Source organism: Anaeromyxobacter sp. SG17 (assembly GCF_022690695.1).
In the GTDB taxonomy this organism is placed as follows: Bacteria; Myxococcota; Myxococcia; order Myxococcales; family Anaeromyxobacteraceae; genus Anaeromyxobacter; species Anaeromyxobacter soli.
Genome location: NZ_JALCYX010000052.1, coordinates 1 through 23707 on the forward strand (window position 1 = coordinate 1; position 23707 = coordinate 23707).

Genomic DNA, 23707 nt, shown 5'->3' on the forward strand with positions numbered 1-23707 from the left:
ACCTGCGACCGGGGCGCCGACGGTCACGCGCGGCGTCGCGCCGGCCGCGGCGGACGCGAGGGGCCGCTCCGCCGCGGCGCCGCCCGCCGCGATCACCGTCTCCCCGTTCGTCCAGCGCCACGCGACCGGCTCGACCGGGAGGGTGAAGCGAGTCCCGCGGGCGCCCACGCCGCAGGCGGCGTCGTCGGGGAGCGCGAACTCGAGCCCGAGCGAGAGCCGGCCGGCGCGCTGCGCCTCGATGAGCCGGCGCGCCGTCGCGGCGTCCACCTCGACGGGGAGACCCGGGTCCTCGCTGGGCCAGAGGCGCGCCGTCCCGTCGGCGATCGGGAGCTGGGCCGGCTCGGCGAGGCCGAGCGTGCCGGCGCCCGCGTCGTAGGCGAGCTCGAGCTTCCCTGCCGGCACGATCGCCTCGTACCGCCCGGCGAGGGCGCGACCGCGCGCGACGTCGTGCGCCCGCTCCGCGTCGCCGCGCGCCACCGCGTCGCCCTTCGGACGGAGCCGCTCGACCGGCGCGAGCGCGGCGCAGAGCCGCTTCACGTCCTCCGGGAGGGTGAGGCGCGCCGGCGCGCCGGCAGGAACGGCCGCCGGCGAAGGCGAGGCGGCCGGGGCGTCCCCGGCCGGGCCGGACCCGACGAGGGCGAGGAGCAGGAGGGCGAGCGCTGGGACCATGGCGCGAGGGTAAGCACGCGCCCGTTCACCGTGAGGCGACTACCCCACCCGGATCCGGAGCGCCCCCGGCAGGATCTCGAACCGGGCCGGCAGCGTCCCCGGCGCCTCGCCGTCCACGTCGAGCAGGACCCTCGCGTCGCCCACGGGCTCGACCTCGACGGTCCGCGCGCGCAGCACGCGGGTGTTCGGGAGCCGCACGTGGGTGCCGTCGTAGAGCATGCGCTTCTTCGTGACGAAGTCGGCGATGCCGAAGCCGGACCAGATCACGACGTCGAACAGCCCGTCGTCCATCCTCGCGTCCGGGGCCACCCGCATGCCGCCGCCGAAGAAGCTGCCATTGCACACCGAGAGCGCGGTGATCCGCTGCTGGGTCCACTCGCCGCCGTCGACGCGCCAGCGGACCAGCGGATCGGCCCAGCCGACGAGCGCGCGCGCCGAGGCGAGCATGAACGAGAGCTTGCCGCTCGGGAGGCGCAGCCCCTGGTTCACGAGGCGCGAGACCTCGCCGGAGATGCCGCACCCGGCGACGTTCGCGAAGTGGGCGACCCGCGTCGTCCCGTCGTGCGCGGCGAAGGTGATGCGGCCGAGGTCGCACACCGCCACCTTCGGGCAGGCGAGCGCGCGCGCCGCGGCGGTCACGCCGGCCCCGATGCCGAGCGTCTTGCGCAGGTCCCCTCCCGTGCCGCGCGGGATGTAGCCGAACACGACGTGCGCCGGGGAGGCGACCCCGCCGTCCACGAGCCCGTCGATGACCTCGCTCGCCGTGCCGTCGCCGCCGACCGCGACCACGAGCCCCGCCCCCGCGGCGACCGCCTGGCGCGCGAGCCGCGCGCCGTCGCCCGGGGCGACCGTGAAGGCACACTCGAACTCGCCGACCTCGGCGCGGACCGCGCGCGCGATGGCGTCGAAGTGGCGGCCCGTGCGGCCGGCGGCGCTGCGAGGGTTGACGACGAGGAAGGGCTTCACGTGCGTGAGGATAACAGGCGAGCGGCCGGCGCGCGCCGCCGCGTCGCAGGCTGCTTGCCGCGCTGCGGCAGGAGGCGGCCCGCGTCCACGCCTCACCCCTCGCGCACGGGAGGGTCCCGGCCGGCGAGGGCCTTCGCGCGCAGGTGGCGGACGATCCGCGCGATCGGCACGCCGGTGGGGCAGAGCGCGTCGCAGCCCGCGCAGCCCGCGCACGCCTCGAGCGCGGCGGCCGCCAGCGGGAGCCCGGCGGCGCTCCGCGAGTAGAGCCGGAACGCCGCGTGGAGCCCGAGCGCGCGCACCGCCGGGACGGCCCCCGCGAGCTCGCACCCGAGCTCGCACAGGCCGCACGCGACGCACGCGGAGGCGGCCTCGCCGACGGCGCGGTCCTCCGGCGTGGTCGGCCCGAGCCCCTCCGCGACGTACGCCGCCCGGAAGCGCTCGAGCCCCGTCCCGCGCCGGCGGAAGAGCCGCCGCAGCGGGTGCGCGACGAGCGCCCGCCAGGCGAGATACGAGAGCGCGCCGGCCCGCGTCGCCAAGGTCACTCCCCTCCCCCGGGCCGCGCCGCCGCGCGCCCCGCGAGATAGCCGGTCAGGATCGCCACGCCGAGGCCGGTGCCGTCGCTCGCGTGCTCGTGGCCGCCCACGACCGCGCCCGCGGCGTGGAGCCCCTCGGCGGCGGGGCGCCCGCGGGCGTCGAGCGGCCGGAGCCTCGCGTCCACCCGCAGCCCCGCGGAGAGGAGCGGCTGCGGCCCGACCCGCGCCGCGCCCGTGAGCGACGCGGCGGGCCGCGCGGCGAGGTCCACGCCCGCCTCGCGCCCCTCCGCCGCCTGCACCGGCAGCCCGAGCGCGGGCTCGCGCAGCGTGCCGCGCCGGGCGATGCCACCCCCCACGAAGCGCCCCGTCGCGAGCACCCAGCGGGCCGCGGTGATCTCGGTCGCGCCGGCGGCGATGGGCGCGCCCGGGCCCGTCGCCCCCTGGATCGCGCCCTGCACCACCTCGACCCCGGCCGCGGCGAGGGCCGCCTCGAGCGCCGCCTGGAGCCGCACGCCCGGCATGCTCGGAACGTCCGCGAGCAGCTCCGCCACGGCGATCCCGGCCGCCCCGGCGACGCGCTCCGGCACCTGCGCCTCCGGGCGGAGCCCGAGCACCGGCGCGACGAGCACTGCGCCCGCGCCGGCGGGGAGCGCCGCCCGGATCGCGGCCCCGAGCGCCTCCGCCGCGCCGGGCTGCTCGAGCCGGCGCGCGAGCTCGTGCGGTCGGAGGAGCCCGAGCTCGCCGAGCCCGGCGTCCACCTCGACGGCGAAGGTCGGCGGACCGCCGCGGGCGCGGTACCGCTCGAGGGAGGCGGCGACGAGCGCGGCGTCGAGCCCCAGGTGCCCGGCGAGACCCGCGACGACGAGCGTGCCGCCCACGGCGAGGAGATCGCCGGCGGCCTGCGAGCGCTGGCAGAGCGCCGCCGGGACCGCGGTGCCGAACGAGGTCGCGAGGAACCGCGGCCGCTCGAGCGGCGGCGCGAGGAGCGGCGCGAGCGCGCGCGTCGCGAAGGCGAGCGCGTCGGGGAGCGCCTCGAGGCGGTCCCCGAGCACGGCGTAGGGGTGATCGGGCCTCAGCCGGGCGAGGCGCCGGGCCGCCTCGAGCGGGCCGCGCGCGGCGCGCAGCGGCTCGCCGGGGAGCGCGAAGGGGTCGGGCGCGACGCCGACGGCGCCCGAGGAGAGCGCGGTCGCGCCGGGCGCGCGCCGGACGAGCACCACGCGCGCGCCCGCCTCGCGGGCCGCGAGGGCCGCGATCGTCCCGGCCATGCCGCCGCCCACGACGAGCACCTCCGCCGCGACGGCGCGGGGGCTCACCACGGCGCCCCCGCCGCGGCGTGCGCTCCGCGCACGAGCTCCTCCTGCACGAGCTGGGCGCCGTCGAGGATCGGCCGCCGCTCGCGCCAGCCGGCGTCGAGCAGGTCGGCGAGCTCGGCGCGGACCTGCTCGGGCGACCACCCGAGCTCGCGCCCGGCGAGCTGCGCGGCGACGCGCGCGCAGTCGAGCCCGGCGCACGCGCCGACCGCGAGCCGGCAGCGCCGGCGCAGGTCCTGGAGCCGCCGCACCTGCTCGTGCCGCACGCAGTGGACGACCTCGGCGGCGAGGATGCCCTCGTCGCGGCAGAGGACGAGCCCGAGGCGCGGGTCCTCCTCCAGGAGCCGGAGGATCTCGCGCGCGCGGCCGCCGTGGCGGTAGACGAGCCGCGCCGCGATGGGCGCGGCGACCGGGTGCGCGCGCGCCAGGGCCGCCGGATCGGGGACCTCGTCGCCGCCCGGGAGCGGCTCCTCGTGCGTCCGGCACGGCACCGGCGCGCGCCCGAGGAGCGCCAGGATCCGGTCGGTGACCTCCTGCGACTGCGCCCGGTAGCTCGCGAGCTTGCCGCCCACGAGCGACAGGAGCCCGGCCCGGCCGAAGGCGGCGCCGTCGTGGAGCTGGTGCTCGCGCGAGAGCGCGTCCTCGTTCGGCCCGTAGGCGTAGATCGTGGTCCGCAGGCCGCACCAGGCGCGCGTGATGCGCGCGTTCCTCACCCCGGGGAGGAGCGACGCCGCCCCCTCGACGAGGTACTCGACCTCGTCGTTCGTCGCCTCCACGTCGTCCGGATCGCCGTAGTAGTCGTCGTCGGTGGTGCCGACGATCGACTCGTCCTCGTGCGGCATCACGAACATCTGGCGCCCGTCGACCGCCGAGAGGATGACGCCGTAGTTGGAGTAGCGCCGGTCGAGCGTGAGGTGGACGCCCTTCCCCGGCCGCATCGGCACCGCCGCGCCGCTCCGCCGGGCGAGCGCGGGCGACCACGCGCCGGTCGCGTTGAACACCACCGGTGCGCGCGCCTCCCCCTCCTCGCCCGTGAGCGCGTCGCGGAAGCGCACGCCGCGGACGCGCCCCCCCTCCGCGAGGATCTCCCGCCCCGCGGTCCAGGTGCGGAGCTCGGCGCCGTGCGCGCGCGCGGAGAGCGCGTTCAGGGCGCAGAGCCGGAACGCGTCGATGCCCCACTCGTCGAGCGTCACGGCGCCGCGGAGCCCGGGACGCAGCCCCGGCTCGAGCCGGTAGAGCTCCTCGGCCGAGAGGCGGGTCGAGGGCTTGCCGTGCTTCAGCGGCTGGAAGAGGTCGTAGGTCCCGACGTAGACCTCGGTCGCGTACCACGCCGCGCGGTCGCGCAAGGTCGCGCCCGCCGCGCGGGAGGTGAACGGCATGAGGAAGGGGATGCGGAAGAGCAGGTGCGGCGCGATCCGCTGGATGTACCCGGAGTCCCTGCACGCGAGCGCGGTGACGTGCCTGTCCGAGAGCATGTAGCGGATCCCGCCGTGGATCATCCCCGACGAGTTGCCGCTCGCGCCGACGCCGAAGTCCGCCTTCTCGAGGAGCAGGACGCGGAGCCCGCGCATGGCGCAGTCTCGCGCCGTGCCCGTCCCGTTCACGCCGCCGCCGAGGATGATGACGTCGTAGTCCATGCGCGCTCGGGGCCACCGCCCCGGCCAGGGTAACGCGCCGCGGCGGGCTGACCCCCCCTAATCTGCTGGGCCCGGGCACGCCCGCCAGCCTGCTCCCCCCACGGGGGTGGGCGGCTCGCCCGCCCCGCCGCGGTGCCGGCTCCGATCCGCGTCCCGGTTAGATCCGGACACGGAGGGTACATGCTCGGAAAGCCGCTCACGCTCCCCACCCCTGCCGAGGCGCTGCCCGGCCGCGATGAGCCCATCGAGGTCCCGGAGCTCCACTTCGTGAACCGGAACCGGATCGTTCCGCCCTGGCCGGAGGGCCACGCCGTCGCCGATCTCGGGCTCGGCTGCTTCTGGGGCGCGGAGCGCGCGTACTGGAGCCTCCCCGGGGTGTACGCGACGGCGGTGGGCTACCAGGGCGGGCTCACGCCGAACCCGACGTATCGCGAGGTCTGCACCGGCCGCACCGGCCACGCGGAGGTGGTCCGCGTGATCTACGACCCGGCGCGCATCTCGTACGACGAGCTCCTGCGCGTGTTCTGGGAGTCGCACGACCCGACCCAGGGGATGCAGCAGGGGAACGACGTCGGAACTCAGTACCGGTCCGCGATCTACGTCCACTCGGCGGCCCAGCGCCGCGCAGCGGAGGCGTCGCGCGACGCGTACGCGGCCGTGCTGCGCGAGGCCGGCCACGGCCCCGTCACCACTGAGATCCGCGACGCCCCGCGCTTCTACTACGCGGAGGCGTATCACCAGCAGTACCTGGCGAAGAACCCCGGCGGCTACTGCGGGCTCGGCGGCACCGGCGTGAGCTGCCCGGTGGGCACCGGCGTCGGGGCGGTGGGCACGCGCTGAAGGGCGGCCCGCGGAGCGCGCGAGGCCCTCAGGACGTGAGCCGCTTGCGCATGAGGACGTGCGGGACGCCCTCCTCCAGGAAGACCTCGCCCTCCCGGGCGAAGCCGCGCTTCGCGTAGAACCGCTCCGCCGGGAGCTGCGCGTGGACGGTCAGCTCCGCCACGCCGCGCAGCCGCGCCATCCGCTCGAGGTGCTCGAGCACCGCCGCGCCGACCCCGCGGCTCCGGTGCGACGCGGCGGTCGCCTGCCGGCCGAGCCGGCAGGTGCGCGAGTCCATCCGGACGATGCGGCCGGTCCCGACGCAGGTCCCGTCGGGCGCGAACGCGACGACGTGATCGGCGCTCGAGTCCTGCGCGTCCCGGTCGAGCGGGCGCGGGATGTTCTGCTCCTGCTCGAACACCGCGCGCCGCAGCGCGAACGCGGCGTCGCGATCCTCGGCCGTGGAGGCGAAGCGAACGAGGAAGTCCATGGCTGGAACGGTACCGGAACGGCCGCGGCCCGCGCCACCCTGCCGACCCTACTTGCCCGGGTCGTACGTCGACTTCACGTACACCTCGCGGAGCTGCTTCGCGTCCACGTCGCCTGGCGCGCCGGTCATGAGGTCCGTGCCCTTCTGCGTCTTCGGCCAGGCCACGACGTCGCGGAGCGACTCCGCGCCCGTGAGGAGCATGACGAGCCGGTCCATGCCGAGCGCGATGCCCCCGTGGGGCGGCGCGCCCATCTTGAGCGCCTCGAGGAGGAAGCCGAACTTGTTCTTCGCCTCCTCGTCCGAGATCCCCATCGCCTTGAACACCCGCGCCTGGACGGCCGGGTCGTGGAGACGGATGGAGCCCCCGCCGATCTCGAACCCGTTCAGCACGAGGTCGTAGCGGTAGCAGTTCACCCGGCCCGGATCGGTCTCGAGGTACTGGACGTCGGTGTCGTGCGGGCGCGTGAACGCGTGGTGCGCGGCGGCCCAGTGGCCGGACTCCTCGTCGTACTCGAAGAGCGGGGGGTTCACCACCCACAGAAAGCGCCACTGGCCGCCGGAGCCGTACTCCGGGATGAGCCCCATGCGCTTCGCGAGGTGCACGCGCAGGTTCGCCATCACCGTGTGGACGACCGACTCCTTCCCGAACTGGAAGAGGAGGAGGTCGCCCGGCTGCGCACCGCAGGCGGCGTTGATGGCCTGGCGGAGCGCGGGCGTCACGGTCTTCGCGAAGGGCGACTGGGTCCACTCGCCCCCCTCGCCCACCTTCGCGCGGGCGAGCCCCTTCGCGCCCATGCCCTTCACGTACTCCTCGAGCTTGTCGATCTCGGTGCGCGAGAAGTTCGCCGAGGCGGGGACGCGCATCGCCTTCACGATCCCCTTCGCCTTCACCGCCTCCTCGAGGAGCGGCAGGCCGCCACCGTCGTGCTGGCGGACGAGGTCGGTGAGGACGACGTGCGGCATGTCGAAGCGCAGGTCCGGCTTGTCGTTGCCGTACTTCGCCATCGACTCGTCGAACGGCATGCGCAGGAACGGCCGCGGCAGCTCGACGCCCAGGATGTCCTTCCACAGCCGGACGACGAGCCCCTCGATGACGTCGAAGATGTCGTTCTGCTCGACGAAGGACATCTCCACGTCGATCTGGGTGAACTCGGGCTGGCGGTCGAGCCGGAGGTCCTCGTCGCGGAAGCAGCGGACGATCTGGAAGTACCGATCGAAGCCCGCCATCATGTAGAGCTGCTTGAAGAGCTGCGGGCTCTCCGCCAGCGCGTAGAACTTGCCGGCGTTGAGGCGCGAGGGGACGAGGAAGTTGCGCGCGCCGCCCGGCGTGTACTTCACCATGAAGGGCGTCTCGAGCTCGAGGAAGCCCTGCTCGGTGAAGTGGTTGCGCGTGAGGTGGTTCACGCGCGCGCGTGTCATGAGCGTCCGCTGCAGCGGCGCGCGGCGCAGGTCGAGGTAGCGGTACTGGAGCCGCTTCTCCTCGCTCGTCTCGATCTTGTCCTCGATCGGGAACGGCGTCGGCTCCGAGCGGTTGAAGATCTCGAGGTCGGTCGCGTGGATCTCGATCTCGCCGGTCTTGAGCTTCGGGTTCGCGTTCCCGCCGCGCGAGACGACCTTCCCGCGGACGCCGACGCAGTACTCGAGCCGGAGCTGCCCCGCGAGGTCGTGCACCTCGGGGCGGACGTCCTCCTCGAACACCACCTGCGTGACCCCTGCCCGGTCCCGCAGGTCGATGAAGACCGCTCCGCCGTGGTCGCGCCGGTTGTTCACCCACCCGAACAGGACGACGTCCTTGCCGACGTCCTCCCGGGTGAGATCACCACACGTGTGGGTTCGCTTGAGCTCGGTGATGAAACGCGACAATGGCAGCCTCCCTGCTGTGGGATCAGGCAGCTAACACCGCGGAACCTGGGAGGTCAAGCGTAGGGAGAGCTCGCTTTGCGCGTCGTTTCAGCGCCTCCACCGTCGCCGGGCGCGCGGCCGCCGGCCCGACGCCGCGGTTACCATTTTTCAGGGAGGAGCCTGCAATTCCGACAGCCGGGCGGGCCTCGCCTCCTCGCACCCGCACACGGGCGCCGCGAAGCCGGCTGGCCTCTTCATTGCAGAACCTGCGGGCGCCAAGGAGGCAGGGCCATGCGAGCTAACGAGGACGGTGGCGTGGCGGTGGACCCCATCTGCGGGCAGCCGGTCCTCGAGGCCGACGCGCAGGAGCTCGAGTACAAGCGGCGGCGCTACTTCTTCTGCTCCGAGCGCTGCCGCGCGCGCTTCGAGAAGCAGGCCGAGCGGATCCACGTGAACGAGCTCGCGAAGCTGGGCACGCTCTTCACCGATCGCCGCGCGAGCTGGGGCCTGGCCTAGGGGCCCTGGCCTCAGCCGGCGACGGGCGCTCCCGCGCGCTGCGCCGCCGCTGGGCGAACGTCCCTGAGCTTGAGCTGCAGCCTGCGCACGCCGTCCCACGCGTCGAAGCCGAGCGTGAACGCCGCCTCCACCGGGCCCGCGCACGCGGCGAGCCGGTCGCCCATCCCGAACCCGATCGCGTCGAGCCCGCGCCCGAGCGCGAGCTTCAGGTGGGCCTTGCTCGCCCCCACCGTGCGGGCGCGCCCGGCCGCGCCGCGCAGGGCGAAAACCGGCTCGGGGTGCCCCGCGCCGAACGGGCCGAGGCGCGCGAGGTCCTCGACCGTGCGCTCGGTCACGTCCTGCTCCTCGAGCCAGCCGTCGATGCGGCAGCGCGGGACGAGGTCGTCGTCGGCGAGGTGCGCCGCCGCGTGCGCCTCGAAGGCGGCGCGGAACGCGTCGAGCCTGGCCCGCTCGACGGTCAGGCCCGCCGCGTGCCGATGGCCGCCGAAGCGGGCGAGGTGGCCCGCGCAGGCCGCGAGCGCGTCGTAGAGGTGGAACGCCTCGATCGAGCGGCCGCTGCCCTTCCCCGCGCCGTCCTCGAGCGCGACGAGCACCGCGGGACGGTGGAACCGCTCGACGATGCGCGAGGCGACGATCCCCACCACGCCGGCGTGCCACCCGTCGCGCGCGAGCACGAGCCCGCGCGCGCCCGCGGCCACCCGCGCCGCCGCGTCCGCCGTCGCCTCCTCGAGGATCCGCCGCTCGATCTCCTGGCGCGCCGCGTTCTCGCGATCGAGCTCCTCCGCGAGCGCGCGCGCCGTCGCCTCGTCCTCCGCGAGCAGGAGCCTCACGCCGCGCCCGGCGTCGTCGAGCCGGCCCGCCGCGTTGATGCGCGGGGCGAGCCGGAACCCCACCTGTCCGGCGGTGACCTCGCCCCCCTCGGCGAGGCCCGCCACCTGCTTCAGCGCGCGCAGCCCCGGGCGCCTCGTGCGCGCGATGCCCTCGAGGCCCCAGCGGACCAGGATCCGGTTCGCGCCGACGAGCGGCACGACGTCGGCGACGGTGCCGAGCGCGACGAGGTCGAGCGCGTCCTTGAGGTTCGGCTCCGGCCGCGCCGGGCCGAACCGGCCGCGGTCGCGGAGCGCGCGCCGGAGGGCCATCGCGAGCGCGAACGTGACGCCCACGGCGGCGAGCCCCTTCGACGGGTAGGCGCAGCCGGGCTGGTGGGGGTTCAGGATCGCGCGCGCGGCGGGGAGCTCGACGGGGACGGTGTGGTGGTCGACGACCACCGTGTCGAGCCCCAGCGCGGCGGCCGCGCGGACCTCCTCCACGCTCGTGATGCCGCAATCGAGCGTGACGAGGAGGCGCGCGCCCTGCGCGGCGAGCTTCTTCACCGCGTCGACGTTGAGGCCGTACCCCTCCACCAGCCGGTGCGGCGTGTAGGTCACGACGTCCGCGCCGGCGGCGCGCAGGAAGCCACAGAGCAGGGCCGTCGAGGTGACCCCGTCGACGTCGTAGTCGCCGTAGCAGGCGATCCGCTCCCCCGCCTCGACGGCCTGGACGAGCCGCGCGACCGCGGCGTCCATGCCCTTCATGGTGAACGGGTCGGGGAGGTCCGCGAGCCGCGCGGCGAGGAACCCCTCCGCCGCGTCCGCCGACAGGAAGCCGCGCGCCGCGAGGACCCGCGCCGCGACCGGGTGGAGCTTCAGCGCGGCGGCGAGCCGGGCGGCCGCCTCCGCGTCCACCGCCGTCTCGATCCACCTCCGCCGCTCCGCGCCGTCCACGGGAGGTCGATACCACGCGAGGGTGACAGCGCCCGCCCGGACGCCGGCCTTCGGTGCGCGGCCGCGCCTCGGCGCCGCGCGCCACGCCCCAAAGACGAGGGCCCCGCCGCCTCTCGGCGACGGGGCCCCGGATGCTTCTCGCGGGCGCGGCTACTTCTGCGCGGCGCGTCCCGCGGGCGCGGCGGGCGCCGCGGCGGACGGGGCGGCGCGGCTCTTCTTCTTCTTGTCCGCGAGCTCCTCGAGCCAGATGGTCATCGGAGCGGCGATGAACCAGGTCGAGTAGGTGCCGGAGACGATGCCGACCAGCATGGCGGCGGAGAAGTCGAAGATCGTCCCGACGCCGTACATGAGGAGGCCGACGAGCGAGAGCGCCGTCGCGAAGGACGTGAGGAACGTCCGGCCGAGGGTCTCGTTGATCGAGAGGTTCACGATCTCCGCGAGCGACTTGCCCTTGAACTTGGCGTGGTTCTCGCGGATCCGGTCGTAGACGACGACCGTGTCGTTCACCGAGTAGCCGACGACCGTGAGGATCACGGCGATCGAGGTGAGGTTGAACTCTCGCCCCGAGAAGGCGAAGTAGCCGAGCGTCACGATCGCGTCGTGGACGATCGCGATGACGACGCCGGGGCTGAACCGGAAGTCGAACCGCAGCCCGATGTACACGACGATGAGGCCGATCGCGTAGAGGACGGCCTTGAACCCCTGGTTGCGCAGCTCGCGGCCGACCGCGGGGCCGACGTACTCGACGCGCCGCACGTCGGGCTTCGCCTCCGCGAAGCGGGTCGCGAGGTCGTGCTCGATCTTCTCGCGGATGCCCTGCGTGATGACGGCGAACGACCGCGTGCCGGCCACGAGGCCCTGCTCGGCGCGCACCTCGCGGACGCCGATGCCGGCGCCCTCGACCGCGGCCTGGAGCTCCTGCGGGCTCGGAGGCTGCTTGAACTGGAAGTCGATCTTGTCGCCGATCTCCGGGTTGAAGCTCCAGCTCTGGATCGGGACCTTGGCCTGGACGGCGTCGACGACGCGCTTCACGTCCGCGTCGCTCATGAGCGCGATGCGCTCGACGCGGATGAGGAACGCGTTCTCGGACTCCGCGCCGTAGGTCTGCACCGAGGCGCCCTTGAAGCCGAGGTCCTCGATGCTCTTGCGGATGGCGCCCGGATCGACGGGCTGGCCGAACTTCACCTCCATCTCGGTGCCGCCCGCGAAGTCCACGCCGAAGTTGAGGCCGTGGATCGCGGGGACGGCCCAGAGGAGGACGGCGGCGTTGACGATGAGGGAGAGCGCCACCGCGATGTGGCGCTTCCCGACGAAGTCGAACTTCGTGCCGTGGGGGATGAGATCGAAGCTCTTGAATCGCATCACACGCTCAGGCGCGCCGTCTCGTGGCGCGTGAAGAACTCCATGAAGGCCCGGGTCACCACGATCGACGTGAACATCGACGCGACGAGGCCGATCGCGAGCGTCACGGCGAACCCGCGCACCGGACCCGACCCGTAGTTCATGAGGACGAGGGCCGCGACGAGGGTCGTGACGTGCGAGTCCACGATGGTCCAGAACACCTTGTCATAGCCCTGCTGGACCGCCTGCTTGATGGTCCGCCCCGCGCGCAGCTCCTCGCGGATGCGCTCGTTGATGAGCACGTTCGCGTCGACCGCCATGCCGAGGGTGAGGACGAAGCCGGCGATGCCGGGCAGCGTGAGCGTCGAGCCGATCATCGCCATGATCGCGAGGACGAGCAGGCCGTTCAGGACGAGCGCCACGTCGGCGACGAGCCCGCTCGCGCGGTAGTAGGCGACCATGAAGAGGAGCACGAGGCCGAGGCCGATGAGGGCGGCGACGGTGCCGCGCCGCACGAGCTCCGGCCCGAGCGTCGCGCCGACCGTGCGCTCCTCGGAGATCGTCACCGGGGCCGGGAGCGCGCCGGCCTTGAGGACGAGCGCGATCTGGTTGGCCTCCTCGAACATCTCCTGCGGGTTGCGCCCCGAGCCGAGCGTGATCTGCCCGTTCGTGGAGATCTCGCCCTGGATGTACGGCGCCGTCTCGACCTTGTCGTCGAGGACCGTCGCCATGCGCCGGCGCATGTTCTCGCTCGTCAGCTTCTGCATGAGGCGGCCGCCCTCGACGCTCATCGTGAACTGGACGAGCGGCCGGCCCGACTGGCCGAACTGCTGGGACTGGTCGATCGCGGCGCGCGCGTCGGCGATGTAGTCGCCGGTGAGCTCCGTCTTCGCGCGGAGGAGGTAGGTCCGGTAGTACTGCTGGCGCGTCGGGCCCTGGCCGAAGGTGGCCTCGCCGATGCCGACGACGTTCTTCTGGGGGTCGAGGAGCGGCGTCGCCTTCTCCTGGATGAGCTTCTCGATCTCCGGCCGCGTGTTCGCGGCGAGGATCGTCACCGCGCGCGCGGTGCCGTTCGGCAGCTCGACGCTCTCGGTCGACCAGCAGCCGCCCTGCGGCAGCGGGATGCGGAAGCCGTCGGCGGTCGCGCAGGGTGTGAGCTGCGCGCGAAGCTGATCGAGGGCGGGGTTCTCGTCGTCGGTGATCTTGAACTCGAGCTGCGCGGTGCGGCCGAGCAGCTCCTTCGCCTTCTCCGGATCCTTGAAGCCGGGGAGCTGGATCTGGATCTGGTTGTTCGCCTTGCGCTTGATGTCGGGCTCGGAGACGCCCCACTTGTCGACGCGGTTGCGGATCGTCTTCTCCGCCTGCTCGACGGCCTTCGACTGGAAGTCACGGAGCACCGTGTCCTTGAAGGCGAAGGTGACCGCGCCGTCGACGACGCCCGGCGAGTACATCTCCTGGTCGTACGAGTCGAGGACCGAGGACTCGACCTGCTTCGGATCGGCGGCCTTCACCGCGACCCGCGTGCCGCCCGCGGTGGTGGTCACCGACTCGGCGGGGACGTTCTTCGACTTCAGGTACTCGGCGATCTCGTCGGCGCGGCGCGCGACCTTCGCCTTCACCGCGCGCTCCACGTCGACGCCCATGGCGAGGTGGATGCCGCCCTGGAGGTCGAGGCCGAGGTTGAGGTGCTTCTGGGACGTCGGCGCCCAGCCGGGCACCGCGTGCTCGTACGCCTCGGTGCTGCGCTGGTCGGGCGGGAGCTTGAAGTAGAACCAGCTCGGGACGAGCTGCCACAGCGAGAAGAGCGCCACCGCGACGATGAGCGCGACGCGCCAGTACCAGGACCGTTCCATCTACTTCTTCGCCTCCGCCTTCACCGGGACGGACTCGACCTGCTTCCACTGCCCGGCGACCTGGCTCTTCAGGACCCTCAGCTTCGTCCCCGACCCCGCGTCGATCGTCACGGTGCGGTCCTCGACGAGGACGATCGTGCCGATGATTCCGCCCTGCGTGAGCACCTCGTCTCCCTTCTTCAGCTCGGAGATGAACTGCTTGTGCTGCTTCGCCTGCTTCGCCTGCGGGCGGAAGAAGACGAAGTAGAAGACGACCGCGATGAGGATGAAGGGCAGAAACCCCATGATGGGGTTCTGGGCCTGCCCCTCGGGCGCGGTCTGAGAGAAGAACGCGTGGAGGACGGGATGCATAAGTCTCCGCTGGGTACGGAAAGGGAAAAGCGCCGTCTTTTAGCGTGAGTTGGCGCCTTTCCGCAACCTCTTTCCGGCCGGGGGCCCGCCCGCTCGGCCGATGCCTGGGGCTATCCTGCGGCTTCTCGCCACGCCTCGAGCCGCTCCCTGCGGAACGCCTCGAAGCCGCCGGCGACGATGGCCTCCCGCGCGCCGGCGAGGAGCGAGAGGTAGAAGTGCAGGTTGTGCAGGGTGTTGAGGCGCAGGCCCAGGATCTCGCCCGCCTTGAACAGGTGGCGGAGGTAGGCCCGGGTGAACGTCCGGCAGGTGTAGCAGGCGCACGCGGGATCGACCGGCGACTCGTCGTCGGCGTGGCGAGCGTTGCGGATGACCACCTTCCCGCGGCTCGTGAAGAGCAGCCCGTTCCGGGCCGTCCGCGTGGGGAGCACGCAGTCGAACATGTCCACGCCCGCCGCGATCCCGGCGAGCAGGTCCTCGGGCGTCCCGACGCCCATCAGGTAGCGGGGCTTGCCCTCGGGCAGGAGCGGCGCGTCGCGCGCGACCCCCTCCCACATCTGCGCGGGCGCCTCGCCCACCGCGTAGCCGCCGAGCGCGTAGCCCGGCAGGTCCAGGAGCGCCGCGTCGGCGATCGCGCGGGCGCGCAGGTCCGCGTGCAGCCCGCCCTGCGCGATCCCGAAGAGCGCGCACGGCGTCCGCCCCTCCCCGCTCTTCCTCGCCTCGTGCTCCCGCCACGCCTCGCGGCAGCGGACGAGCCAGCGCTGCGTACGCGCGAGCGACGCCTCGTGATAGGCGCGGTCGGCGAGCGACGGAGGGCACTCGTCGAACGCCATGATGACGTCCGCCCCGAGCGCCTCCTGCACCTCGATGGCGCGCTCCGGCGAGAGGAAGTGGCGCGAGCCGTCGAGGTGCGAGCGGAAGGTGACGCCCTCCTCGGCGATGGTGACGAGCCCGGGGCCGGCGCGGTCGCGCCCCTCGGCGCCGCGCTCGCCCAGGCTGAACACCTGGAAGCCGCCCGAGTCGGTGAGCACGGCGCCGCTCCACGACATGAAGCGGTGCAGGCCGCCGAGCCGCTGGATGCGCTCGTGCCCGGGGCGCAGGAACAGGTGGTAGGTGTTCGCGAGGATGATGCCCGCGCCGAGCGCCTCGAGATCGCGCGGCTCGAGCGTCTTCACGGTGGCGGCGGTGCCGACGGGCATGAAGACGGGCGTCTCGATGGTGCCGTGCGGCGTCGACAGCCGGCCGCGGCGGGCGGCGCCGTCCTGCGCGAGGAGCTCGAACCGGATCACCGCGCGGGTGTCGTACGCGCGCCGCCGCCTGTCAAGCCGCGCGCGCCCCGCCCCTCGCCACGTCCGCGACGAGCGCCCTCCAGGCACGCCCCGCCCGCCCCTGGACCACGACGCGCAGCCCCACCGTCCGCTCACCCGCGCCGCCGGCCTGGTTCCAGCAGACGATCGCCCGCGCCGTCGGCGGGAAGAGCCCGGACCGCAGCTTCAGCGCGACCTCCTCCCCGACGAGGGGGAGCGCGCCCGGCCAGCGCATCGCGCAGCCGCCCTCGGCCACGTTCACGGTCGCGGTCTCGAAGAGGTTGCCGCCGTGCTCGACGACGATCCGCCGTGCCAGCACGTAGCGCGGCGCCCGCTCGCGGAAGCTCACCGGCTCACCGCGCGCGGCGGCGGCCAGGAACCCGGCGGCGGCGAGGCTGCCGCGATCGAGCTGGAGCTCGACGCCGGGAGGCAGCGCCGGCCGCCCGACGCGCCGCACGAGGGAGACCCGGCCGAAGAGGGTGGCGCGGATGGTCTGGCCGTAGATGCCGACGCGCAGGGCGACCTCGTCGCCCACGCGCGACTCCGAGAGCGCGGGCACGAACAGGCTGCCGTTCTCGGGCCGGAACCCAGCGAGGAACTGGGCCGGCTCGAGGCTCACCGACACGCTGTGCAATCCCGGCCCCCCGCTCCTTTCGACGCCGTTCGAGATCCTATAGCACGGGCGGACCTGGGCGGACGCTCCGTCAAGACGGCCGCGAGAGGAGCATGGCGTCGCCGTAGCTGAAGAACCGATATCGGCGCGCGACCGCCTCACGGTAGGCGGCGAGGACCCGCTCGGCGCCGCCGAACGCACACACCAGCATGAGCAGGGTCGAGCGCGGCAGGTGGAAGTTCGTGACGAGCGCGTCGACCGCGCGGAACCGATGGCCGGGACGGATGAAGAGCGTGGTGCGTCTGGAGCCCGCCGCGACGGCGCCGTCACGCCAGGCGCTCTCGAGCGTGCGCACCGAGGTGGTCCCGACGGCGACGATCCGGCCGCCGCGCGCCCGGCAGGCCGCGATGGCGGCGGCGGCCTCCGGCCGGACCTCGTACTGCTCCGCGTGCATCCGGTGGCCTTCGATGGAGTCGCCGCGGACCGGCAGGAACGTCCCGGGGCCGACGTGGAGCGTGACGGCCGTGCGCGCGACGCCGCGCGCCTCGAGCGCGGCGAGGACCGCCTCGGTGAAGTGGAGGCCCGCCGTCGGCGCGGCCGCGCTGCCGGGGGCGCGCGCCCAGATCGTCTGGTACCGCTCGCGGTCCGCCTCGGAGGGCGCGCGCCGGATGTACGGCGGCAGGGGGATCCGGCCCGCGCGCGCGAGCGCCGCCTCGAGCGCCTCGCCCTCGCGGTCGAGCGTCACGACGTAGAAGCCCTCGCCCTCGCTCGCCTCGACGCGCGCCTCCAGCTCGCCGAACGCGAGCGTGGTCCCCTCGCGGATCGGCTTCGAGGCCTGCCCCATCGCGCGCCAGCGCCGGCCGAGCCCGCCCGCGAGCGGCTCGCACAGGAGCAGCTCCACCTTGCCGCCGGTCGGCTTCGTCCCGACGAGCCGCGCCGGGATGACCTTCGTGTCGTTGAAGACGAGGAGATCGCCGGGGGCGAGCAGCGCCGGGAGCTCCGCGAAGCCGCGGTGCCGGAGCGGGCCGTCCGGCGGGACGACGAGCAGGCGCGAGGCGTCACGCGGCTCTGCCGGCTCCTGCGCTACGAGCGCCTCGGGCAGATCGTAGTCGAAGTCCGAGAGTTTCATCTTTTGCCGGGGGACTGCGTCCCCCGCCCCGCCGCGCGACGCTCGCCGGGGCCCCACCCCCGCTCGGCGGGGCCCGTGAACCTGCGCGCCCGCGTTCGCGGGGACGCGCAGGTTCCCCGCCGGAGGGGCTTCGCCCCTCCCGCGCTTCGCGCGGGGGCCCTCCCGCGGAGCTCGGGGGCTCCGCCCCCGCGTTTCGTATCCGAGATCATGTCCTCAATACATCCGCGCCACGTCCGCGCCCGGATAGTAGTGGAGGAGGATCTCGCGGTAGCCCTTCCCCTCGCGCGCGAGCCCGGCCGCGCCCCACTGGCAGAGGCCGGCGCCGTGCCCCTGCCCGCGGCCGTCGAAGACGAACGCCCCGCGCTCGGAGCGCAGGTCGAACGCGAGCGAGGGCAGGCGGGCGTAGCCGAGCCGCTGGCGCAGGTCGGTGGCGAGCACGGTCGCGCGCCGCCCTCCTGCGGAGATCTCGACCCGCTCCGCGCGGCCGCTCGCCGTCCGCGTCGAGACGCGCGCCTCGGTCGCCGCGCCGCGCAGGCCCGCGGCGGCGCCGAGCGCGCGCGCGTCGATCCGCGCCGACCAGCGCACCCCCGGCGCGCGGTCGCAGCGCCCGCACGCGACCGAGGCGAGGTAGGGCAGGTCGCGCCCGAGCGCGGGCAGGCCCGCCTCGGTCGTGCCGCCGCACGACGCGTGGAAGTACGCCTCCACGGGCTCCATCCCCGAGACGAGCACCTCGCCCGCCGTGGCCTCGGCCGCCGCCCGCGCCGCGGGGCTCGCCGCGCCGTGCCGGTAGACCTGGGCGAGCACGCCCGTCGCGATGTCCCAGCGCCGGTTCGCGGCCTGCGCCTCGATCTTGCGCGTGAGGGCGTAGCTCCGGGCCGCGACCGCCTGCGCCTTCAGGGCCTCGCCGGGGAAGCTCACCGGCATCTCGCCCGACACCACGCCCGCGACGTAGTCCTCGAGCCGGACCTCCTCGATGCGCTCCGGCCGCTCCGAGACGCGCACGCGGATGAGCTCCTCCGCCTGCGCGGGCGCGGCGGAGACGAGGAGGAGCGCGAGCGCGGCCCGGATCGGCGCCACCCCGAGGGCGGCGGGCGCCATCACCCCTCGTCCGGCGCGCCCGCGACGGTCGCCGCCCGGTCGCGCCGCGACGCGCGGACCTTGTGCCAGACGTAGAAGATCACCGCCGCGACGCCGGCGGCCACGATGACGAGCTCGAACCGGTGGTAGACGGCCTTCATGCGCGGGTCGCTGTCCCACTTGTCGCCGAGCTTCGCCCCGACCCACGCGAGCGCGAGGCACCAGGGGTACGAGCCCGCGAAGGTGAAGGCGATGAACTTCCCCATCGGCATCCGCGACACGCCCGCCGGGAACGCGATGAACGTGCGGACGACGGGGAGCAGGCGGGCGGCGAACACGACCCACTGACCCCACCTTCGGAAGAGGCGATCCGCCACGTCGAGATCGTGGTGCGACACGAGCACGTACCGGCCGTACCGCTCGATGAGCGGGCGGCCCCCGTACAGGCCGAGGTAGTAGGCCGGGACGGAGCCCACGACGCAGCCGATCGCGCCCGCGAGCGCCGCCCCGTGCAGCGTGAAGTTGCCGAGGTACACGTGGTACCCGGCGAGCGGCATGATGATCTCGGACGGGAGCGGGATGCAGGCGCTCTCGATCGCCATGAGCAGGACGACCCCGCCGTAGCCGAGGTAGCCGACGACGGCGATGGTGAAGACCGCGAGCTTGGCGACGACCGACTGGATCATGCGTCCCCTTCGCCCGCGGGCGGCTCGGCAGGCTCGCGGGCATAGTAGACCGCCTCGTGCCCGCAGGTGCAATCCGCCGCGGGAGGCGCCGGGTAGAAGTGGCGCGCGCCGCGAAAGCTCCGGAGCCAGTGCCCCGGCGCGCCCTCCTCGCCCGGCCCCAGCACGTAATCTGGCGAGAGCGTGACCTTCCCGCCGCCCCCCGGGAGATCGACGGCCAGGTGCGGGATCGCGAGGCCGCTCGTCCGCCCCCGCATCTGCTCCAGGATCGCGACCCCGGCCTCGAGCGGCGTGCGCAGGTGCGCCGTCCCCTCCGCGAGATCGCCCTGGTGGAGGTAGTAAGGGCGGACCCTGCTCGCGAGGAGCCGCTCGTTGAGATCGGTGAGGAGCCGGGCCGACGAGTTCACGCCGCGCAGGAGCACGGACTGGTTCTCCACCGGCACCCCGTGATCGACCAGGGCCTCGCACGCGGCGCGCGCGTCCGGCGTGACCTCGACGGGGTGGTTGAAGTGCGTGACGACGAAGAGCGGCGCGTGGCGGCGCAGGAGCGCGGCGAGCGCGGGCGTCACGCGCATCGGGCAGGTCACCGGCGCGCGCGTCGCGACGCGGAGGAGCTGGACGTGCGGGATGGCGCGGAGGCCCGCGAGCAGCGCGTCGAGCCGCTCGTCGGAGAGCACGAGCGGATCGCCGCCCGAGACGATCACGTCCCGCACCTCGCGGTGTGCCCGCACGTACGCGAGCCCCTCCTCGATCGCGTCGCGGTCGAACCCCGCGTCGGCGCCGAACGTGATCCGCCGGCGCGTGCAGTGACGGCAGTAGACCGAGCAGCGATCGACGGCGAGGAAGAGGACGCGATCCCGGTACTTGTGGACGATCGCGCGCGCGGGCCGGTGCGCGTCCTCGCCGATGGGATCGCGCAGGTCCCCGGGCGCCTGCGTCGCCTCGCCGGGGAGCGGGATGGACTGCATCCGGATCGGACAGCTCCCGTGGACGGGGTCCATGAGCGACGCGTAGTACGGCGTCACCGCGACGCGCGTCCGCCCTCGCGCGTGCGCGAGGCCCGCGCGCTCGTCGTCGGTGAGGGCGACGAGGCGGCCGAGGTCCTCGGCGGTGCGCAGCGCGTTCCGGTGCTGCCAGCGCCAGTCGCGCCAGTCGCTCTCGGAGACGTCGGGGAATCGGGCTCGAAAGTCCATGGGATCACCGCTCGGGCCGTCGCCACGGGGAACGCCCGGCGGGGCGCGGAAGCTACCCGCCCGCGACGCAGCGGTCAAACGACGCCTGGCCCCGGAGCGCCGCCTCGCCTGCCTGCTGCCGCTCGGCCTGCACGGCGGGACCCACCCCGGTCGGTGGGGCGACGGGCCGTGTCATGGCGGCGCGTCGGTGTTAAAGGAGACGCGCGGCCCTCGCAGAGGGCCCCCTGTGGAGCGAGACGACATGGCGAATCTTCCTGTGACGAGCGACCACGGGGACGTCGGCGCCCTTCCTCCGGAGCGCGCGAACGGCGAACCCCGCCCGGCCGGCTCGGCGATCGACGACGGGATCCGACCCGTCCCGAGCGTCCGCGCGCGCTTCGCGCCCGGCCCGCGCTCCATCTGGAAGGACGTCCCCGAGACGCTCTGGAACGACTGGCACTGGCAGCAGCGCGAGCGGATCACCCGGCTCGAGCAGCTCGAGAAGGTGATCCACCTCACGGACGAGGAGCGCCGCGCGGTCGTCGAGACGGACGCCGAGTTCCACATGGGGATCACGCCGTACTACGCGGCGCTCATGGATCCCGACGACCCGAGCTGCCCGATCCGGCTGCAGTCGGTCCCGACCCTGGGCGAGCTGACCATCGCGCCCGCCGACCTCGAGGACCCGCTCGCCGAGGAGCGGGACATGCCGGTGCCCGGCATCACGCACCGCTACCCGGACCGCGTCCTCTTCTACACGACGCACAACTGCCCGGTTTACTGCCGCCACTGCACGCGCAAGCGCAAGGTGTCGGATCCGACGACCGCGGCCGCGAAGCGCCAGATCGAGGAGTCGCTCGCGTACATCGCGGCGCACCCGGAGATCCGCGACGTGGTGATCTCCGGCGGCGACCCGCTCTCGCTCTCGGACGACCGGCTCGACTACATCCTCGGCCGGCTGCGGGCGATCCCGCACGTCGAGATCTTCCGGCTCGGCACCCGCAACCTCGTCACCCTCCCGCAGCGCGTGACGGACGACTTCGTCCACATGCTGCGCCGTCACCACCCGGTCTACGTGAACACGCACTTCAACCATCCGAAGGAGTGCACCGCCGAGGCCTTCGAGGCGGCGCGGCGGCTCGCGGATGCCGGGTGCGTCATCGGCAACCAGATGGTGCTCCTGAAGGGCGTCAACGACGAGCCCGAGACCGTGAAGGAGCTGAACCACAAGCTCCTGCTCATGCGGATCCGGCCCTACTACATCTACCAGTGCGATCTCTCGAAGGGCATCAGCCACTTCCGCACGCCCGTCGAGACCGGCATCCGCATCATCGAGCACCTGCGCGGCCACACCTCCGGCCTCGCCGTGCCGCACTTCGTCGTCGACGCGCCCCAGGGCGGCGGCAAGATCCCCGTGAACCCGAACTACGTGGTCTCGCACGAGGGGAAGCGCTGGGTCCTGAGAAACTATGCCGGGAAGGAGTACGAGTACCTGGAGCCTTAGGTACGGCGCACGATCCCGGGCCTGCGACGGGGGTGCTCGCTCCTTCCGGCTGCGGCGTACGGAGGCAGTACGCCTCGCCGGGCGTCGCTGCGCTTCCCCGTCTCGGCTCCGGGCTCGTGCGCCTGCGGAACGTCTCTCCGCGTTCACGCGATCCCGGGCCTGCGGATGGGGCACGGCTGCGGGTGAGGTCTCGACGCGTGCGAGCGCGGGCCGGCGTCACTGCTCGATCGTGACCGTCAGCTGGGAGCTGCCGGCCCAGCGGGTGAGCTTCGTGACGAGCGCGATCATCCGGCCGTCCTCGTCGTTCCACTGGCAGCCCGCCTCCTCGCACGCGCCCGGGATCGCCGAGAGCACCTCGCGCCAGCGAGCGTCGAGCCTGGCGATGGCGAGGGGGTTCCCCGTGTAGTCGAGCGTGAGGCCGGAGATCGTTCCCGAGCCGTCGCGCTTCACGCCGTACAGGACGTCGAGCCTCGTCCCGAAGTCGCTCGCGAGCTCCCGCGCGAGGTGGGTCCCGTCCCAGGGAAACGCGAGCGGGCCGCCGAAGACGGCCTGCGCCTCCTCGAGCCCCGTACCGACGCCGACGCCTTCGAAGGTCATGCGCCCGGGGGCCCCTGCGGGCTGGAGCCGAACCCGGGCGCGCAGGTCGCCGTGAGCGTCGGGAGCGCAGGCGGCGGCGAGCAGGGCGAGTGCGACGGCGAGGGCGAGCGGAACGTGGCGCGGCATGTGGGCTCTCCTTGTGTTGCGGGGGGGGTAGAGGCGTTCAGCGCTTCTTCGTCCAGAAGTCCTCGTTCGACAGCGCGCGGCGTGCGGTCTCGACGTCGAGGAGCTGGACCCGGACGCCGAGCTCCGCCCGCGCTCGCAGGTGGAGCCGGTCCGAGCCGAGGCGCGCGGAGGGTCCGACCTGAACCGTGAACCCGTCGCGGCGGGCGCCGCCGGATACGACGCCGTGCCGGAGCTCCGGGAGCTCGAGGCGGTCTCTCGCCGCGGTCAGCACGGGCGTCTTCACGACGCAGCCCGGCCGGCCCGCCTCGTCGAGCGCGCAGCGGACCGCGACGCGCCGCGCGCCGAGGCTCGCGGTCACCGCCCGCTCGCGCAACGACGCCTGCGCGCCGATGCGGAGCGCGCCCACGTCGAGCTCCAGCCCGACGGCCCCCTCCGCGCTCACCTCGAGCGGCGCGGGGCGGCGCTCGAGGCGGGCGCGGTGGCGCTCGACCGCTCCGAGCGCCTCCGCGAGCGCGTGCCGGAACCGACCGTGGATCGCGGCGAGATCCTGGTTCTCCGCGGTCACCGCGCCCGGCTCCCACGGCTGGAGCTCGCGGACGGGGTCGATCACGCGGGGGTGCGCCGCGAGCTCGTCGAGGGTGCGGCACGCCTTCGCCGACGCCACCCACTCGCCGAGGAACCGCTCGAAGTCCGCGAGATCGAGGCGGCGGAGCGCGACGTTCGCCCGGTGCACGGCCGCGCGCTGCTCGGGGCTCCGGCCGCAGAGCGAGTACGAGGGCCGAAACCCGCTCCACAGCAGGTCGCGCGCTCCGTGGGGCTCGCGCGGAGGGAGGACGACGTGCGGCGTGCTGCTCGACTCGATGCGGGACATGCGGTGGCCCTCGCGGTCCGACGAATGGATCGTCCGGATCGCGAAGGGCGTGCCGCGCCCAAGCGCTCGACATCACGTGCGCCCCCGCGGCCCGGGCGGCGCCTTCGCGGACCTGGAGGACGCCGGGCGGACCTTCGAGGGCCGCTACTCGACCACGGCGATCGCGTCGATCTCGACGCGCGCGCCGCGGGGGAGCGCCGCGACCTGCACGGTCGCGCGCGCCGGCGGCTCGCCCGGGAAGTACCGGCCGTACGCCGCGTTCACCCGGGCGAAGTCGCCGAGGTCCGCGAGGAAGATGGTGGTGCGGACGACGTGCTCGAACCCGGCGCCTCCCGCGGCGAGCACGGCGCGCAGGTTCTCCATCACGCGCGTCGTCTGCGCGTCGATGTCCCCGGCCACGAGCTCGCCGGTGGCGGGGTCGAGCGGGATCTGCCCGGAGAGGAACAGCGTGCGCCCGCCGCGCGCCTCGACGGCCTGGCTGTAGGGGCCGATCGCCTGGGGCGCGGCCGGGGTGGAGAGGATCCGCTTCATGCCGCTACCG

General features: G+C 74.1%; 23 protein-coding genes. 3 read left to right on the top strand and 20 right to left on the bottom strand.

Annotated elements, in window-relative coordinates; all coding sequences use genetic code 11:
• From MNY60_RS16815 to MNY60_RS16835, 5 genes are all read right to left on the bottom strand, one after another.
• Positions 1-669, bottom strand: a 669-nt coding sequence (locus MNY60_RS16815; protein WP_242361178.1) for a hypothetical protein, incomplete at its 3' end; no start/stop codon positions are given.
• 39 nt (positions 670-708) lie between these two features.
• The gene (locus tag MNY60_RS16820) at positions 709-1635 is read right to left on the bottom strand and encodes a diacylglycerol kinase family protein (RefSeq protein ID WP_242341577.1); all 927 of its coding nucleotides are present in this window, start codon (positions 1633-1635) and stop codon (positions 709-711) included.
• 92 nt (positions 1636-1727) lie between these two features.
• Positions 1728-2171 (bottom strand): 4Fe-4S dicluster domain-containing protein, encoded by a 444-nt coding sequence (locus tag MNY60_RS16825; RefSeq protein WP_242341578.1) that lies wholly within the window; start codon positions 2169-2171, stop codon positions 1728-1730.
• 2 nt (positions 2172-2173) lie between these two features.
• Positions 2174-3481: an FAD-binding protein gene (locus MNY60_RS16830; protein ID WP_242361180.1), complete on the bottom strand. Its 1308-nt coding sequence runs from the start codon at positions 3479-3481 to the stop codon at positions 2174-2176.
• Positions 3478-5115: a glycerol-3-phosphate dehydrogenase/oxidase gene (locus tag MNY60_RS16835; RefSeq protein ID WP_242361183.1), complete on the bottom strand. Its 1638-nt coding sequence runs from the start codon at positions 5113-5115 to the stop codon at positions 3478-3480. The genes MNY60_RS16830 and MNY60_RS16835 overlap by 4 nt, the downstream gene beginning before the upstream one ends.
• A 180-nt stretch (positions 5116-5295) precedes the next feature.
• Between MNY60_RS16835 and msrA the strand changes: the two genes are divergently transcribed.
• Positions 5296-5955 (top strand): peptide-methionine (S)-S-oxide reductase MsrA, encoded by a 660-nt coding sequence (msrA, locus tag MNY60_RS16840; protein WP_242340852.1) that lies wholly within the window; start codon positions 5296-5298, stop codon positions 5953-5955.
• A 28-nt stretch (positions 5956-5983) separates the two neighbouring features.
• Here the strand turns inward: msrA and MNY60_RS16845 are convergent, their stop codons facing one another.
• Positions 5984-6424 (bottom strand): GNAT family N-acetyltransferase, encoded by a 441-nt coding sequence (locus MNY60_RS16845; RefSeq protein WP_242340853.1) that lies wholly within the window; start codon positions 6422-6424, stop codon positions 5984-5986.
• Positions 6425-6472: 48 nt separating this feature from the next.
• Entirely contained in the window at positions 6473-8287 is a 1815-nt protein-coding gene (aspS, locus tag MNY60_RS16850) for an aspartate--tRNA ligase (protein WP_242361185.1), read from the bottom strand.
• A gap of 270 nt (positions 8288-8557) precedes the next feature.
• Here aspS and MNY60_RS16855 point away from each other — a divergent pair, with 270 nt between their 5' ends.
• Positions 8558-8782, top strand: a complete 225-nt coding sequence (locus MNY60_RS16855; protein ID WP_242340856.1) for a YHS domain-containing protein — start codon at positions 8558-8560, stop codon at positions 8780-8782.
• Between the two features lie 11 nt (positions 8783-8793).
• On the opposite strand, the gene recJ is transcribed toward MNY60_RS16855, so the two are convergent.
• The 10 genes from recJ to MNY60_RS16905 form a co-directional block, all read right to left on the bottom strand.
• Positions 8794-10545: a single-stranded-DNA-specific exonuclease RecJ gene (gene recJ / locus MNY60_RS16860; RefSeq protein WP_242340857.1), complete on the bottom strand. Its 1752-nt coding sequence runs from the start codon at positions 10543-10545 to the stop codon at positions 8794-8796.
• A 150-nt stretch (positions 10546-10695) separates the two neighbouring features.
• On the bottom strand, positions 10696-11907 hold the full coding sequence (secF, locus tag MNY60_RS16865; protein ID WP_242340858.1) for a protein translocase subunit SecF: 1212 nt from the start codon (positions 11905-11907) through the stop codon (positions 10696-10698).
• The gene (gene secD / locus MNY60_RS16870; protein ID WP_242361187.1) at positions 11907-13739 is read right to left on the bottom strand and encodes a protein translocase subunit SecD; all 1833 of its coding nucleotides are present in this window, start codon (positions 13737-13739) and stop codon (positions 11907-11909) included. The genes secF and secD overlap by 1 nt, the downstream gene beginning before the upstream one ends.
• Positions 13740-14090 carry a preprotein translocase subunit YajC gene (yajC, locus tag MNY60_RS16875; RefSeq protein WP_242340860.1) on the bottom strand — a complete coding sequence of 117 codons (351 nt, stop codon included), beginning with the start codon at positions 14088-14090 and terminating at the stop codon, positions 13740-13742.
• A gap of 110 nt (positions 14091-14200) precedes the next feature.
• Complete coding sequence (tgt, locus tag MNY60_RS16880; protein WP_242340861.1) at positions 14201-15376, bottom strand: tRNA guanosine(34) transglycosylase Tgt; 1176 nt, start codon at positions 15374-15376, stop codon at positions 14201-14203.
• Positions 15377-15407: 31 nt separating this feature from the next.
• The gene (locus MNY60_RS16885; RefSeq protein WP_242340862.1) at positions 15408-16019 is read right to left on the bottom strand and encodes a PilZ domain-containing protein; all 612 of its coding nucleotides are present in this window, start codon (positions 16017-16019) and stop codon (positions 15408-15410) included.
• A gap of 79 nt (positions 16020-16098) precedes the next feature.
• Positions 16099-17136, bottom strand: coding sequence for a tRNA preQ1(34) S-adenosylmethionine ribosyltransferase-isomerase QueA (gene queA / locus MNY60_RS16890; protein ID WP_242361189.1), 1038 nt, complete (start codon positions 17134-17136; stop codon positions 16099-16101).
• 213 nt (positions 17137-17349) lie between these two features.
• Positions 17350-18234 (bottom strand): SpoIID/LytB domain-containing protein, encoded by an 885-nt coding sequence (locus MNY60_RS16895; RefSeq protein WP_242361191.1) that lies wholly within the window; start codon positions 18232-18234, stop codon positions 17350-17352.
• Positions 18234-18899 carry a DedA family protein gene (locus tag MNY60_RS16900; RefSeq protein ID WP_242361193.1) on the bottom strand — a complete coding sequence of 222 codons (666 nt, stop codon included), beginning with the start codon at positions 18897-18899 and terminating at the stop codon, positions 18234-18236. Before MNY60_RS16900 ends, MNY60_RS16895 begins: the two co-directional genes overlap by 1 nt.
• On the bottom strand, positions 18896-20089 hold the full coding sequence (locus tag MNY60_RS16905) for a KamA family radical SAM protein (protein ID WP_242341048.1): 1194 nt from the start codon (positions 20087-20089) through the stop codon (positions 18896-18898). Before MNY60_RS16905 ends, MNY60_RS16900 begins: the two co-directional genes overlap by 4 nt.
• A 241-nt stretch (positions 20090-20330) precedes the next feature.
• On the opposite strand from MNY60_RS16905, the gene ablA reads away from it, so the two are divergent.
• Positions 20331-21572 (top strand): lysine 2,3-aminomutase, encoded by a 1242-nt coding sequence (gene ablA, locus MNY60_RS16910; protein ID WP_242341047.1) that lies wholly within the window; start codon positions 20331-20333, stop codon positions 21570-21572.
• A 216-nt stretch (positions 21573-21788) separates the two neighbouring features.
• Here ablA and MNY60_RS16915 read toward each other — a convergent pair whose 3' ends face one another.
• The 3 genes from MNY60_RS16915 to MNY60_RS16925 form a co-directional block, all read right to left on the bottom strand.
• Positions 21789-22295 (bottom strand): hypothetical protein, encoded by a 507-nt coding sequence (locus tag MNY60_RS16915; RefSeq protein WP_242341046.1) that lies wholly within the window; start codon positions 22293-22295, stop codon positions 21789-21791.
• 37 nt (positions 22296-22332) lie between these two features.
• On the bottom strand, positions 22333-23166 hold the full coding sequence (locus MNY60_RS16920; protein WP_242341045.1) for a hypothetical protein: 834 nt from the start codon (positions 23164-23166) through the stop codon (positions 22333-22335).
• 144 nt (positions 23167-23310) lie between these two features.
• Positions 23311-23697 carry a RidA family protein gene (locus tag MNY60_RS16925; RefSeq protein WP_242355885.1) on the bottom strand — a complete coding sequence of 129 codons (387 nt, stop codon included), beginning with the start codon at positions 23695-23697 and terminating at the stop codon, positions 23311-23313.
• Between the last annotated feature and the right edge of the window lie 10 nt (positions 23698-23707).